This is a genomic window from Maribacter sp. LLG6340-A2 (genome assembly GCF_045057105.1).
Taxonomy (GTDB): Bacteria; Bacteroidota; Bacteroidia; order Flavobacteriales; family Flavobacteriaceae; genus Maribacter.
The window spans coordinates 3,965,493-3,980,388 of the sequence record NZ_CP159332.1; the positions used below are offsets into that span (position 1 = coordinate 3,965,493).

15 protein-coding genes are annotated in these 14,896 nt (G+C 35.6%); 11 read left to right on the forward strand and 4 right to left on the reverse strand.

Going from position 1 to position 14,896, the window contains the following annotated elements:
• Nucleotides 1-48 precede the first annotated feature (48 nt).
• Nucleotides 49-2,301 carry a TonB-dependent receptor gene (locus tag ABVM52_RS16760; RefSeq protein ID WP_405382224.1) on the reverse strand — a complete coding sequence of 751 codons (2,253 nt, stop codon included), beginning with the start codon at nucleotides 2,299-2,301 and terminating at the stop codon, nucleotides 49-51.
• Between the two features lie 315 nt (nucleotides 2,302-2,616).
• On the opposite strand from ABVM52_RS16760, the gene ABVM52_RS16765 reads away from it, so the two are divergent.
• On the forward strand, nucleotides 2,617-3,732 hold the full coding sequence (locus ABVM52_RS16765; RefSeq protein ID WP_405382225.1) for an alkene reductase: 1,116 nt from the start codon (nucleotides 2,617-2,619) through the stop codon (nucleotides 3,730-3,732).
• Nucleotides 3,733-3,774: 42 nt separating this feature from the next.
• Nucleotides 3,775-4,191, forward strand: coding sequence for an OsmC family protein (locus tag ABVM52_RS16770; RefSeq protein ID WP_405382226.1), 417 nt, complete (start codon nucleotides 3,775-3,777; stop codon nucleotides 4,189-4,191).
• 68 nt (nucleotides 4,192-4,259) lie between these two features.
• Here the strand turns inward: ABVM52_RS16770 and ABVM52_RS16775 are convergent, their stop codons facing one another.
• The gene (locus ABVM52_RS16775) at nucleotides 4,260-4,547 is read right to left on the reverse strand and encodes a hypothetical protein (RefSeq protein ID WP_405382227.1); all 288 of its coding nucleotides are present in this window, start codon (nucleotides 4,545-4,547) and stop codon (nucleotides 4,260-4,262) included.
• Nucleotides 4,548-4,741: 194 nt separating this feature from the next.
• Between ABVM52_RS16775 and ABVM52_RS16780 the strand changes: the two genes are divergently transcribed.
• The 4 genes from ABVM52_RS16780 (at nucleotide 4,742) to ABVM52_RS16795 (ending at nucleotide 8,612) form a co-directional block, all read left to right on the forward strand.
• On the forward strand, nucleotides 4,742-5,377 hold the full coding sequence (locus tag ABVM52_RS16780) for an SDR family oxidoreductase (protein ID WP_405382228.1): 636 nt from the start codon (nucleotides 4,742-4,744) through the stop codon (nucleotides 5,375-5,377).
• Nucleotides 5,378-5,531: 154 nt separating this feature from the next.
• Nucleotides 5,532-6,719 carry a PQQ-dependent sugar dehydrogenase gene (locus tag ABVM52_RS16785; protein WP_405382229.1) on the forward strand — a complete coding sequence of 396 codons (1,188 nt, stop codon included), beginning with the start codon at nucleotides 5,532-5,534 and terminating at the stop codon, nucleotides 6,717-6,719.
• A gap of 129 nt (nucleotides 6,720-6,848) precedes the next feature.
• Complete coding sequence (locus ABVM52_RS16790; RefSeq protein ID WP_405382230.1) at nucleotides 6,849-7,748, forward strand: sugar phosphate isomerase/epimerase family protein; 900 nt, start codon at nucleotides 6,849-6,851, stop codon at nucleotides 7,746-7,748.
• 6 nt (nucleotides 7,749-7,754) lie between these two features.
• Nucleotides 7,755-8,612, forward strand: a complete 858-nt coding sequence (locus tag ABVM52_RS16795; RefSeq protein ID WP_405382231.1) for an aminotransferase class IV — start codon at nucleotides 7,755-7,757, stop codon at nucleotides 8,610-8,612.
• Here the strand turns inward: ABVM52_RS16795 and ABVM52_RS16800 are convergent.
• Nucleotides 8,599-9,441 (reverse strand): hypothetical protein, encoded by an 843-nt coding sequence (locus ABVM52_RS16800; protein WP_405382232.1) that lies wholly within the window; start codon nucleotides 9,439-9,441, stop codon nucleotides 8,599-8,601. The genes ABVM52_RS16795 and ABVM52_RS16800 overlap by 14 nt on opposite strands.
• Before the next feature lie 295 nt (nucleotides 9,442-9,736).
• Here ABVM52_RS16800 and ABVM52_RS16805 point away from each other — a divergent pair, with 295 nt between their 5' ends.
• Nucleotides 9,737-9,928: a cold-shock protein gene (locus tag ABVM52_RS16805; protein WP_027067037.1), complete on the forward strand. Its 192-nt coding sequence runs from the start codon at nucleotides 9,737-9,739 to the stop codon at nucleotides 9,926-9,928.
• Between the two features lie 56 nt (nucleotides 9,929-9,984).
• Here ABVM52_RS16805 and ABVM52_RS16810 read toward each other — a convergent pair whose 3' ends face one another.
• The gene (locus ABVM52_RS16810; protein WP_405382233.1) at nucleotides 9,985-10,740 is read right to left on the reverse strand and encodes a helix-turn-helix domain-containing protein; all 756 of its coding nucleotides are present in this window, start codon (nucleotides 10,738-10,740) and stop codon (nucleotides 9,985-9,987) included.
• A 242-nt stretch (nucleotides 10,741-10,982) separates the two neighbouring features.
• On the opposite strand from ABVM52_RS16810, the gene ABVM52_RS16815 reads away from it, so the two are divergent.
• From ABVM52_RS16815 to ABVM52_RS16830, 4 genes are read left to right on the forward strand one after another with little or no spacing between them, the layout of a single operon-like run.
• A complete protein-coding gene (locus ABVM52_RS16815) occupies nucleotides 10,983-11,378 on the forward strand; it encodes a molecular chaperone Tir (RefSeq protein ID WP_116769047.1) in 396 nt (131 codons plus the stop codon).
• A 13-nt stretch (nucleotides 11,379-11,391) separates the two neighbouring features.
• A complete protein-coding gene (locus ABVM52_RS16820) occupies nucleotides 11,392-12,105 on the forward strand; it encodes a PspA/IM30 family protein (protein WP_405382234.1) in 714 nt (237 codons plus the stop codon).
• A gap of 4 nt (nucleotides 12,106-12,109) precedes the next feature.
• Entirely contained in the window at nucleotides 12,110-12,814 is a 705-nt protein-coding gene (locus ABVM52_RS16825; RefSeq protein WP_116769048.1) for an OB-fold-containig protein, read from the forward strand.
• 14 nt (nucleotides 12,815-12,828) lie between these two features.
• Nucleotides 12,829-14,895, forward strand: coding sequence for an SPFH domain-containing protein (locus ABVM52_RS16830; RefSeq protein WP_405382235.1), 2,067 nt, complete (start codon nucleotides 12,829-12,831; stop codon nucleotides 14,893-14,895).
• The last annotated feature ends 1 nt before the right edge of the window (nucleotide 14,896 follow it).

A 14,896-nucleotide genomic window follows, 5' to 3' on the forward strand; every position in this document is an offset into this window, starting at 1 on the left:
CTCTGATAATAAAATCAGAACTCTTTTATGCTTGCTACTAAAACTTCTCTAAAACCTCACAGAAACCTTTCCTCTTAAGTAAAACGGAGTTCCGGGGGTAAAATGAATTTCTTCGACCGATGCGGTTTCATTGAATAATCTACTTTCTGTAGCGAACTGTGTTTCGTTCCACTCTGTATCAAATAGGTTTTCTGCGATTACACCAACTGTCCAGTTTTTAATATGGTAGTTTAGGTGTAGGTCCGTCACAAAATATCCTTCTGCAACAATACTATTGTCTTCGTTCGCAGCTCTATCGCCCAAATATCTATAATTCAAATTCCCAGAAAAATTGCCTAAATCGGTAATTGATAGTCCGCCTACTGCCGTGAAATCCGGCGCAAGGGGAATATAGTCTTCACCATCCGTTTCTTCTGTACTTCTTGCATAGGTGTAGTTAACGTCACTATACAGATACAACCAATTCAATACTTGATAACGACCACCTAGTTCAAGCCCCAATCTACGTGTTTTACCACTTGGCTCAACAATACCTGCATCACCTACGTAAACAAATTCTTGATCTAATAGCAGTCCCCACAAAGTGGCATTTAACACCAACTTATCTGCAGGTTTAATAATGGTTCCTAAATCTACGCCATAAGCGGTCGGTAATACATCCCTACCTTCGTTTGCCGTAACTACACGTGTATCGTTAGAATGAAAACCTAATCCTGTCTTTAAGAATAGCTGCCAATTTCTGTTTACCGAGTATAGTGTATTCAACTTAGGACTCACTTTGGCCTTACTTTCACTTTTATTGTCGTAAAGCTCGCTTAGCTTGTTCTCATAGTCGAAGTTGAAATAATCTAATCGTACAGACGGATTAAAGGTCCAGTTTCCTGTTTTATATTCCGCATCCACAAAACCGTACATATTGGTTTCATCTACGTCGCCAAATGCATATTGCTCCAACACTGTTTTTCTGTTTAACGTATGCTCTAGTGTTACATCATCTACATTATCACTTCTAAAGCCTACACCAGCAGAATAGCTAACGATATCATCTTCACCTACAGTTATATTGATCTGTTCAAAAACAGTTTCAGTTCCCATAATCGTTCGATCTTCATACTGTCGTATTTGATCGCCATTTATTGGGTCTTCTAAAAAGAAGGTGAAATTGGAGAACAATTCAAAATCATACTTGCTTATAAAAGCCCTAGTTTTTAAGAACTGGTCTTCACCCAAAAATTTTGTGTGGTTCAACATTACATTGGTTCTACTGGTTTGTCCTCCTTCGGTATCGTCAATGGCGCCAAACCTACCTATTACGTTTTGATCTACAGCTCTTTGTGGAATTTGACCCGAAGCATCCCATTTACTTTGAAAATGAGAGGCAGTTAACGTAAGTTCTTCCTTACCTATATCCCTATAATTATATCGTCCTAACACATTTATTCTATTGAAGTTTTGTGGGGAATCAAATGGTCCGGCCGTAAGATATACTTCAGAGGCTAGGTATGCATCGCTTTTACCATCTTCCAATACCTTAAAAAGCCCCACGAATCTATTAGTATTAAACTGTCCGGCTTCATAAGACACCATGCTTTCATCTATGCTTTTCTTCAAGCTTAAATCTACGTAACCGGCAGTATTAAAATTACCTTGATCAGCATAATATAATCCTTTACCAAAATTTATATTATTTATAGTTTCCGGTATGACAAAGTGTAAATCGGCATAACCTTGACCATGCGCATGTGATACCATATTCACTGGCATACCATCAACACTAATGGCTACATCTGTACCGTGATCAATATCAAATCCTCTTAAGAAAATCTGCTCTGCTTTTCCGCCACCTGCGTGCTGACCAATTAATAATCCCGGTACTTTTCTCAAAATTTCCTGTGATGACTTTACCGGATCGTTCTGTATATCAATTTTTACAATTCTATTCATGGCATCAACTTTAGAAATTACTTCTACTTGATCTAAATTGATGCTTGATTCCTCTAAAGCAATTTGTACATTTTCATTGAAATGTTTAGGTTCAACAACCAACACAAAGGTTTTGAATCCTAAGTTTGAAAAATAGACAGAATCGTTTACCTGTGTTGAAGGAAGTGAAAATGACCCTGATAAATTGGTATGACTATGTTGCCCGCTAGTCCGATTAAAAATTCCCACATTTTCTAAGGCTACACCATTATTATCTGTCACTTTTCCTTTTAAGCTCTGTGCCCTAATGGTTGTGGATACTAATAATAAGGACAGTACGGGTAACAGCCTTAGTGCCCACTTACAGCTATATTTCATTTTTCTAGGTTAAAGATTGTCTTTTACCTACTTACGTGAAAAATAGAATTTGGTTTTAACGGCATGCAAATTTATATTAGACCCATACTTTCTAAATCTTTCAAAAGTGATTAATTCACTTATTTTTCAAACATTTTTTACTTCCTATTGATAAACGATTATTTACCTGCAATCTTAAAGAAAACAGTATGCCAACCTTAATTATTTTTACTATCTCCATTTTGCATATATGATAAGTTTTTAGGGAGACGAGTTAATAATGATGGATTTAATTTTTGAAATTTGTTTTCCATTAGAAATTATAAAAGTTACGCTATGAATTCACAGATATTATTGACACCCTATCATAAAAACATTCAGTTAAACAATAGAGTCGTTATGGCTCCTATGACAAGAAGTAGGGCTGCAAATGACGAAAATGCACCAACAGAAGACCTGCATGTACCCTATTATACACAGCGCGCTTCTGCCGGACTAATTATTACGGAAGGTTCACAAGTTTCAAAGCAAGCAGTTGGTTATGTAAATACTGCGGGAATACATTCTAAAACCCAAGTAGAAGGATGGAAAAAAGTAACAGAGAGCGTACACGCAGCGGGAGGTAAAATCTTTATTCAGTTATGGCATGTAGGAAGAATGTCGCATCCAGATTTTCATGACGGGGAATTGCCCTTGGCGCCATCTGCCATTAATCCAAATGCAAAATCATTTACTTCTGAGGGTTTTAAGGATACGGTGACCCCAAAAGAAATGACCAAGGATGAAATTAAATCTACGGTCAACGATTTTGTCAATGCGGCAAAGAATGCGGTGGAAGCCGGATTTGATGGAGTAGAAATACATTCCTCCAACGGATACCTGTTTCATCAATTCTTTAATGCTACATCTAACACTAGGACAGATGAGTACGGAGGTTCTATTGAAAATAGAACTCGGTTTTTCTTTGAAGTACTTGATGCCGTAAAAGAAGTTATTCCTCAAGAAAAGATAGGGGCACGCTTTAACCCGTCTTTAGACGGTTTGTTTGGTATGTCCATGGATAAGGAAACAATACCGACTTTTGAATACATCATAAAAAAATTAAACGATTACAATTTGGCCTATATCCATTTATCCGAGCCATTTACGGATGTTTCCGATATACCGTATGCAGTGCAGAACATTGCCCAACATTTTAGACCACTATATAATGGCACCTTAATGATCAATGCAGGGTTTGACCAGAAAAGTGGCAATAAAATAATTGAAGAGGGACACGCCGATTTGGTTGCCTACGGTAAATTATATATTTCCAATCCGGATTTGGTAGCCCGATTTAAGAATGGATACGAATTGGCAGAATGGGATGAGGATACCTTTTATTCAGGAGGTAAAGAAGGGTATTTAGATTACCCAACTTATAAAGAAAAGGAAGAAAAACAACATGCGTAATTAACGTCTGTTAATTCAATTTTAATAATAAAAAATATAGATATGAATTTTACAAGAAATGCAAATGCACAATGGAAAGGTAGCGGAAAAGAAGGTAAAGGAACCTTGTCTACCGAAAGTACGGTTTTAGATAATACACCGTATGCCTTTAACACTAGGTTTGAAGATGCAAAAGGTACCAACCCAGAAGAACTTATTGGAGCGGCCCATGCAGGCTGTTTCTCCATGCAGTTAAGTTTTTTATTGGGAGAAGAGGGCTATACACCAACAACTTTAGACGTAGCCGCAAAAGTGGAATTTAAGGATGGTGAAATAGTAAAAGTTACTTTGAACTTAGTAGGAGATGTTCCTAATGTTGATGAAGAGGAATTCAAGAAAATTGCTCACAAAGCAAAAGAAGTTTGTCCGGTTTCTAAATTACTGAATGCAGAAGTAGAGCTCAATGCTAGTTTATCTTAAACTATTCAACGTTTATATTAAAAGGCGACCAATAGGTCGCCTTTTTTATTTATCGCTATTTGCTTGTTTTATTTTATATAATCTCTATTTCGCTCTAAATCTTCATTCCCTGGTCCGCCTTGGCTATATAATTGATTTTCCTCATCCTTCAACGTTTCTTTAGTTTTGCTTTGCGGTAATTTTCTTCTGGGTACGTCTAAGTCCTTTCCGGTAAAATCTACCTCTTTTTCTCTTTCGTTAAGCTGACTATCATCTCCTTTATCCGTTCTGGTATTCTTAACCTTTTCCCCTAGTGCCTGTAAATCATCTGTAGTTACATCAGAATTATAGCTTGTATTTTTATCTTCACTTTTCATAAGTATTGTTTTATTCATTGAATTGTAAGCTAGTATTTTTAACCATCAACATTTAACACAAACCATTGTTAAATGTGCTTATTTCCAATACATTCCATTCTACATTACTTAAGGCTGTTTTTGGATCAACATATTCTCTGAACAGGTTAACACTCCATATACAATATTGCTAGCTTGCAAAGAAACAATTGAAAATGGAAAATGTATTAGTTGCCGGTGCCAATGGTACTACAGGAAAAAAAATAGTAAATCTTTTAAAAAATTCTCAATACTTTGTTCCTGTGGCCATGGTCAGGAAAGAAGAACAACAAAAGCAGTTTAAAAAAGATAACATTAAAACCGTTTTGGGCGATTTGGAAAAAGACATTTCGCATACGGTTAAGGATATTGACAAAATTATTTTCGCTGCGGGTTCTGGCGGGGAAAAAGTTATTGAAGTTGATCAGGAAGGAGCAAAAAATTTAATTAACGAAGCCAAAAAAGCCAATATTAAGAAATTTGTAATGCTCAGTTCCATGGGTGCAGACAAACCGGAACAATCAGATGAATTACAGGATTATTTGAAAGCAAAACATAATGCAGACGAATATTTAAAATCTACAGCGCTTGTCCATAGTATTGTAAGACCGGGCTCCCTGACTAATGATGGCGGTACGGGAAAAATAAAGCTCCAATCAAAACTTAATGAAAAAGGTGCTATAAGTAGAGATGATGTGGCCCAAACTTTAGTACGATCGCTACATGATGATTCCGCTAAAAATGAAACTTTTGAAATTATTAATGGAGATACATTAATTGGCAAGGCACTTGACGCTGTTTCTGTACATTAATCAACTATAGTATTTAAAAAAGCTAAATTCTTTGAAGAGTTTAGCTTTTTTATTTGTCAATTTTTAAAAGTTAAACGGACATTAATTAGCACCAGAACCATGTTATAAAACAGCTTTTGGTTGTGTATCTTCGTAAAACAAAAACGAACAGGTTATGAAAACTATTATTTCTAGAGTATTTCTATTAGCCATTTTGGGCATTGCTATTTTATCCTGTAAGGATAAAAAACAAGAAAAAGAACAAGAAACTACCAATAAAGTAGCATTGGACAGTACAGATTTGGCGTTATTGGAGCTAAACTTACCGGAAGGATTTAAAATTGAAGTTTTTGCCAGGGGAGTAGATGGCGCACGTTCTATGGCCATGGGTGATGATGGTACTCTATTTGTGGGTACCAGAACAGAAAATAATATTTATGCCATACAAGATACCAATGGGGATTTTAAAGCCGATAATGTTATGGTTTTAGATACTATGGAAGTACCTAATGGTATTGCCATGAGAAACGGAGACCTATATGTGGCACAGGTAGGTAGTCTGTGGAAATATCCAAATATTGAGGATCAACTGGACGGAGAAGTAGAAAAGGAATTAATATATGACGATTTTCCGACGGAATTTCACCACGGATGGAAATATATAGCCTTTGGACCTGATGATAAATTATATGTACCGGTAGGTGCACCCTGTAATATTTGTAACAGAACAGAAGAAGATGAGCGTTTTGCTACCATTACAAGAATGGATCCAGATGGAAGCAATCGTGAAATTTATGCTAGAGGCGTACGTAACTCCGTTGGTTTTACCTGGCATCCTGAAACCAAACAAATGTGGTTTACAGATAACGGCCGTGATATGCTGGGCGATGATATACCACCCTGCGAGCTAAATACCGTTACCGAAGCCGGTCAACATTTTGGTTATCCTTTTTGTCATGGTGGCATTGTAAAAGACCCGGAATTTGGTGATGAACGCCCGTGTTCGGATTTTGTGGAACCTGCATTACAATTGGGTGCCCATGTAGCACCATTGGGTATTAAGTTTTATACCGGTAATATGTTTCCAGCGGAATATCAAGGAAAAGCCTTTATTGCCGAACATGGTTCTTGGAACAGAAGTAAAAAAGTAGGGTACAGAATAATGATGGTAGACATTGAAGATGGTGAGGTAATAAACAGCGAACCTTTCATTGATGGTTGGTTAGATGAAGTAGCCCAAGAAGCATCGGGTAGGCCGGTAGACTTATTAATGTTAAAAGATGGTTCCATGTTAATATCAGATGATTACGGTGATGCTATTTACCGTGTTTCATTTGCTGAAACCGCATTGGCAAATAACTAAAACGTTATTAATTTTTTTATACAAAAAAGGCAGCTAGAAATAGCTGTCTTTTAATTTTATAACTAACTTATTCCTTTACCAAGTAGTATATTTATAGCCTTATACGTTGTACCACAAAAATAAAATTCCATGTACCATTCTAATTCGCGAAGAAATTTTTTGAAGCAAACGGGCGTACTCTCGGTCAGTTCTATACTACCACTATCCGTTCTTCCTCTAGATTATAAGTACAAAATGGGACTGCAATTGTTTACCATTCGTGACGCAATGGCAAAAGATCCCATAGGCAGTATTGCTTACGCACGTAAATTAGGGTATGAAGATGGAGAAATATACGGCTATGATGGTGAAAACGATACGTATTACGGTATAAAATCCAAAGAATTCAGTAATAGATTAGACGATTTGGATTTCACTATTTCCAGCGGGCATTATGATTTTTCCAGTTTATTTAAAGGGCCTAAAGAAAAACTTCAACGCTACGTAGACCAATGTATTATTGGGTCTAAGAACATAAACAGCAAATATATTACTTGGCCATGGTTAGCTCCGGAATATAGGACTATAGAAAATTTTAAAGTACTTACCGATAAATTAAATGTAATAGGTGAGCAGGTAAAAAATGCTGGATTGCAATTTGCCTATCATAACCATGATTTTGAATTTACCGATCACAATGGGGAACAAGGCTATACAATTATTCTCAACAATACAGATGCTGATTTAGTGAAGTTGCAGATGGATATGTATTGGGTAGAACATTCATCACAAAAAAACATTCATTCGCTCATAGAAGAAAACCCAGGTAGATATGTCATGTGGCATATTAAGGATATGGACAAACTTACCCGTGATTATTCTGAAATGGGTAACGGTTCTATAGATTACAAGAGTATATTATCTACAGTAGATAAAAATGATTTACAATATTACTACATTGAACAGGGTAGTAATTTTGCGAAAAATTCTATGCAAAGTATTACTGACAGTGCTAGTTACTTTAAGAAACACCTTCAACGTTACCTTTAAAAAATTATGGCGTATCCAGAAAAAGTATATGTAAACGGAGAAATAAAAAATGCCCAAGATGCTAAAATTTCAGTTTTTGATAGGGGCTTTATTTTTGGTGATGGCATTTACGAGGTTATCGCAAACATAAACGGACGGTTGTTTTATTTTGATGCCCACCTTGACCGATTAAAAGATGGACTGAAAAAAATAAATATTGAGTTTGATGCAAGTTCTTTACCCCACGCAATTAATGCCCTAATATCTGCATCTAATTTAGAGGGTCAAGATTACATGCTCTATATACAAATTACTAGGGGAGTGGCACCTAGAAAACATGCGTACCCTGACAAGGTTACGCCAACCATAATAATGTTCGCATCTCCTAAAACATTGGCAGGCATTAATGACGTAAATGCCAAAGTAATTACAAGAGATGATTTTAGATGGTCTCGTTGCGATATTAAAATGACATCGTTATTAGGTAATGTAATGCTGAACGATGAAGCAAAACAAAATGATTGCTATGAAACCATTATGCACAGAAATGGCGTTTTTACAGAAGGTTCTCACTGTAATCTCTTTTTCGTGAAAAATGGTGTCGTGTATACACACCCAGCAGATGAATTTATTTTAAATGGAATTACCAGAATAGCGGTGATGGAAATTTGCCATGCTTTACATATAGAGGTAAAAGAAATACCAATTAAAACCACCGACTTGGTTCATGTTGACGAAGCATTTCTAACTGGCACCAGTACCCAAATTGCAGCCATTCAACAAATAGATGACCATGTACTTTACACAGGTAATGAAAAAGGCCCCGTTACAAAAAAATTGCAAGAGGCCTTTTTAAAATTAAAGCATACCGTTACTCCACTTTAAAGTAAGTAAAGAATTCATGGGTATTTTCAATGTCCATTAGATTTAAAATATAGCAAACTTCACTTAGATCCGAAAAATCCAATCCGCCTTTGGCTACACTTTCATTTAAATATCTCCCGTCCTTACCATTGTATTTGTTCCCTAAGTGTATAGCTGTATTCCACACCTTTATTAAATGGTCGTCATGTATTTTAGATTCCCAGTTCACTTTGCCCTTAGATTTAAGTCCCGGTGTGCCATTGCCTACCGCATTGCCATCGGGTATTTTATGATAATCAGTTACTGTTTGTGTGTACTTTAACTTCGTTGGTTCGGTAACAGATTCGTTCCAATCACTATGCTGAACTACATGTATGTTCTCCTTTATTTTGATTGATGGATTTTGATGCGATAATTGCTTTACCCAATCTGCAGTAAAATCGGACTGACCCGCTTCGGCAACCCATACATCTCCACCGTTTTTAATGGTCTTTGATACCAATTTTGCGATTTTTTCTACAGATGCTTCCCAGTTTTTATCGGCATCTGTCCAATTTTCGTTGAACGCCAATTTCATTAACTCATTTGGCGGAACATATAACCCTTCTTGAATACCATAAGTACCGGCAACAGCATAATAATTAAGGTCCTTATAATCTGGGTGTTTCAATAGCGTTGCCAAACCAGCCGCTGTGTGAAGGTCATCGATATCGGTTTTACAATCCAACTGTACCAATAGCAAGTCTTTAGAGAGGTCAAATTTTGGTTTTTGCGCTGTTACGTTAAAACCAAGAAGTAAGATACTGGCAAGGCCTAAACAAACCCTTTTTAAGTGAATTGAAAATTTCATGTTGTTGAATGTATTTAGTTGATTAATTGTTGTTTCTACTAATGTATCAAAATATTTATAATGGTAAGATGGATGATTCTTTCATAAATCATATCACAATTATAGATAGGGCATGGCTATTTTCGATAAATCTAGACAAACTATTCAGGGTTACAGCAGGTAAATGCTTCATTTAGAGCAGAAAACTCTTAAAGTATTCCCAAAAAAAGAATATAACCGATTAATAACCGCTCATTGTCAACTATTGGCGTCATCTTTGCTTACTAATAAGTATTATAAATTAAATTACATTACAATGAGTAAAGGAACAGTAAAATTTTTCAACGACACAAAAGGTTTCGGTTTTATCACTGAAGAAGGAGTTGAAAAAGATCACTTTGTACACATTTCTGGTTTAATCGACGAAATTCGCGAAGGCGATGAAGTTGAATTCGAACTTAAAGAAGGTAACAAAGGTTTAAACGCAGTGAACGTTAAAGTTATCTAAGACATATATACATTCAAGTTTAAGAAAAAGCCCTTCAGTCCTGAAGGGCTTTTTTATTAACGCTCATTTTTAAGTCTATCAAAATCTTTCTCCAATTGAAATAGTTTTTCTTCTATATTATAATTGGTCTCAGGCAACCTATGATAGAATACATACCTCACGCGCCACATTTCTTTAATGTCCTTCAATTTCAGTTCTACATCTTCCACATTTTTATGATCTGCCCGTAACACAAAACTGTCATTCGTAATAAACAATCTTCTTAAGATGATGTTCTTTTCTGTTACTGTAAAAACCAAAGTGCCATTATTAAGTTTTGAATACACGGTAGGTGGCACCCATTCTCCAACAGCAATATCTTTTGGAAACATTCCCAATTCATTTCTACTCATTTCTAAATTCTGAACGGTATACGCCCTAAATTTTTTATCAGGATTAATGGGTAAAGACAAAAACGGTAAATCTTGTATGTAAGAATCCTTATCATGATGCTTCATATAATCTCCCTGATTCAAAGCTGTTATACAAGGAACTTTTATAAAGAATTCTTGCTCACCAAGGTCTTGCTCAATGGTTAAGTTGCCTTTAAATTTCAATAAATTATTTACCGTTAATTCGGTTGTGAGCAGGTCATCGATAGGAATGCTAAAATAATTAGCAATTTTTATTAGAGTTTCCAATTTGGGCTCACTTCTTCCTTCTTCATAAGCTCCTAAAGTACCTCTTTTCAGCTCAAATAGCTCGGCAAACGCCTGTTGGCTTAAACTTTTTAAACTTCTTATTTTCCTAATATTCTTTCCGAAATACGACATATTTTGCTAATATTATTTGCAAATGATAAAATTTTATTTATATTTGTCTAACAAAATTAGCAATAATATTTGAATTGCTATTATTTTGAGCTATTAATTTTTGTTTAACCAATTTTAAAAACTCAATATCATGTTCGTCGTAATTATTTACATTTTAGCGCTCCTATTGTCAATTTAGGAAAACGCACCAATATTATTTTGTATTATTGAATTTAAGAATCCACTTACAAAAACCAACACAAATGAAAAACCACTTTAATATAACCAGAGATTACCTGCTTGAACTGAATTTTAATATTGTAAAAGAGAACAGGGCAGACGGAATTATGGTTGTTGAGAAAGAAGACTCTGGAATAAAAAATCTGATATTAGGGGTATCGCCACCAATTTTGATTATGGAACAATTTATATTTTCTGTTCATAATCAATCCGAAAAAATCTTTAAAAACTTACTCCAAAAAAATAGAGACATCATTCATGGGGCCTTTGTTTTAGATGAAACAGCAAACCGAGTCATATTCAGGGATACATTACAAATCGAGAATATGGACTTGAACGAGTTTGAAGCTAGTCTAAACTCTTTAAGCTTATTAATGAGTGAATACTCAGACAAAATCATAGAATTTTCTAAATATTAAAAACAATAAAATCATGAATATATTTAAAAGACTATTTAAAATAGGAGAAGCTGAAACTAATTCAGCTATAGACAAAATGGAAGATCCCATTAAGATGACCGAACAGGGAATTAGGGATATGAAACTGGACTTGGAAAAAAGTTTAGAAGCTCTTGCACAAGTAAAAGCACTTGCAATACGTTCTAAGAACGATCAAGACGTATATAAAAACAAAGCAAAAGAGTATAAAGATAAAGCTATAATTATCCTTAAAAAGGCCAATAGTAAAGAATTGGACGCAGCCGAAGCGGACAGACTTGCAAAAGAAGCTCTAATGCAAAAAGAAACAAACGAGAAACAATTGGAAGCTACTAAAGCAGAAACCGAAAAGTTTGAGTCAAACGTAAGCCAAATGCAAGGTAATGTTGAAGCTTTAAAGGCGAATATAAACAATTGGGAAAACGAACTTAAAACGTTAAAAGCCCGTGTTAAAGTAAGCAATGCCACCAAAAATTTAAACAAGCAAATGGCTGAGCTAGACAGTAGTGGTACGGTTTCTATGCTTGAGCGTATGAAAGAAAAAATAGCTCAAGAAGAAGCTTTGGCCGAAGCTTACGGTGATATTGCCAATGCAAGCAAATCTATAGATGAAGAACTTGACAAAGCTGCAGATACTACTGAAGCTGCCGCAGATGACGAACTTCAAAAATTAAAAGAACAACTAGGGTTCACAAAAACCAAAAAATAAAAATTTGAATCAACTGACCGACATATTATTTTCTGAGGTAAACATTACTCTGACCGTTTTGCTGATACTTCTAATTGTCTACTGGATCATTACCATGATCGGTGGTCTTGATTATGACCTAGATGTAGATATAGAAGTAGATGCTGACATCGATTTTGATGCCGGTATTGAAGGCGGCAATCTAGATTTTGAAGATATCTCAAATGCAGAAGTCAATAAAGACGATGTTATAGGCAAGAAACGTAAGCCGTTAAAAAGATGGCAAATATTTCTCATTTATTTCAATTTTGTAGGCTTACCGTTTATGTTCACGTTTACCTTTTGGATTTTTGTATGGTGGTTTTCTACCACCATACTTACTACACTTACCGGTACCTATGAAAATTATATTGGTTTTGTAATTATGATTGCGCTACTATTTCCGGCTTTGTTTATCAATAAAATTCTTACCACACCATTTAAAGGATTTTTTAAACAACTAAATAAGGATGGAGACGCCCCTGTAGATTTTTTAGGGAGGCAAGCAATTATGTTATCCAGTATAAGTGAAGATAAACTGGGTAATGCAGAGGTAAAAGCAGATGGCAACAGCCATTCTATCTACGTAAAATCACTTGACCGTAAACCACTTACCTATGGAAGTTCGGTCTTGATTATTAAACGATCTGCGGATCACACACACTTTTTAGTTCAATCTTATAATCAATAAATCTTAAATCATTTATGGAATCCATCTTTTCAATTATTGGTATAGGTCTAGGAGTTCTTCTTTTCCTTATCATCGTTTATTTTGCAATTATTGCCATGTTCTACAAAAAGGTTCATCAAGGTCAAGCCTTGGTAAGAACCGGATTTGGAGGTACTAAAGTAGCCACCGATAAAGGTCTTTATGTGGTTCCTGTCTTTCATCGCGTTGAAGTAATGGACATTTCGGTAAAGAAAATTCAAATTGAAAGACTTGCTACCGAAGGTCTTATCTGTAAAGATAATATGCGTGCAGATATTAAAGTTGCTTTCTTTGTTAGGGTAAACAATGAGGTTGACCTTATTAAAAAGGTAGCGCAGACCATTGGTGTGCAAAGAGCTTCTAGACAAGAAACTTTAGAAGAACTTTTTGAAGCCAAATTCTCTGAAGCCTTAAAAACAGTTGGTAAAAAATTCGATTTTATTCAATTATATGAAGCGCGTAGAGAGTTTAGAGATGAAATTGTTGATATTATAGGGATTGACCTAAATGGCTACACCTTAGAAGATTGCGCTATCGATTACTTGGAACAAACTGCCGTTTCCCATTTAAAGGCGGATAATATTCTTGATGCGGAAGGTATTAAGAAGATAACCGATTTAACTGCCGCACAGAACATTAAAGCGAACCTTATTAAGCGTGATGAGGAGAAAGTTATCCGTAAGCAAGATGTTGAAGCTCGCGAAGCTATCTTAGAACTGGATAAGCAACTTGCAGAAAAAGAAGAGCAACAAAAAAGAGAGATTTCCAACATAAAGTCTAGGGAAGAGGCAGAAACTTTAAAAGTAGCAGAAGAAGAGCGTTTAAAATCTGAAACCGCACGTATTGCAACACAAGAAAAGGTAAAGGTCGCTGAAGAGAATATGGAGCGTCAAATAATTGTTGCCTTAAAGAATAAACAACGTACAGATGCTGTTGAAACGGAAAGAGTTGAAAAAGATAGATTGCTTGAAGCTACGGAAAGAGAGCGAGTTGTTACCTTGGCTCAAATAGAAAAGGAAAAAGTAGTTGAAGTGGAAAAGAAGAATATTCAAGATGTTATTCGTGATCGCGTTACCCTGGAAAAAGGAGTAGTGGAAGAGCAAGAAAACATGAAAGATATTGAAGCTTTCAAGACTGCTGATCGTGAGAAACAAGTTAAAATTACAATAGCAGAAGCAAACGCTCAAGAAGATTTAATCAAAACGATTAAAGCTGCCGAAGCTCAAAAAGAAGCGGCGAAACAAAAAGCTGAAGAGATTAACATTGAGGCATTGGCACATAAAGAAGCTAGTGAAAAAGAAGCTGAAGCACGAAAAATTTTGGCAGAAGCTCAAGCAAAAGAAGAAGCTACCGTGGGTATGTCTGAAGCTCAAGTAATGCATGCCAAAGCAGACGCTTATGAGCGTGAAGGTGTAGTACAGGCACTTATTATTGAGAAAAAAGCAAAAGCTGAAGCGTCTGGTATAGAGGCGAAAGCAGAGGCAAAACGTAAAGATGGTTTAGCCGAAGCAGACGTAATAAAAGAGAAGGCTTTAGCCGATGCTGCCGGTATCGAAGAAAAAGCGAATGCCATGAAGAAATTAGATGGTGTTGGTAAAGAACATGAAGAGTTTAAATTGCGTTTAGACAAAGAATTACAAATTGACCTGGCTCAAATTAATATTCAGAAAGATATTGCCGATGCACAAGCTCAAGTTATTGGAGATGCATTGAAAGCTGCCAAAATTGATATTGTTGGTGGTGAAACTATGTTCTTCGATCAAATTATTGGGCAAATTACAAAAGGTAAGGGTTATGACAGGTTAGTTGCCAATAGTACCAATATACAAGATGTAAAAGATGCTATTTTAGGTAGTGATGATGTTAAGGGCAACTTACTTGAGAAAGTGAAAGAGTTTGCTGATAAATACGGAATATCATCTGACGACCTTAAGAATTTAACCATTGCTAATTTATTGATGGATCTAAAATCCAAATCTAATGACAATGATGAACAAACGCTTTTTAGCAACTTGTTCAACCTTGCAAAAGGTTTAGGTATGAGCGATAAAAAACTGAGGTAAT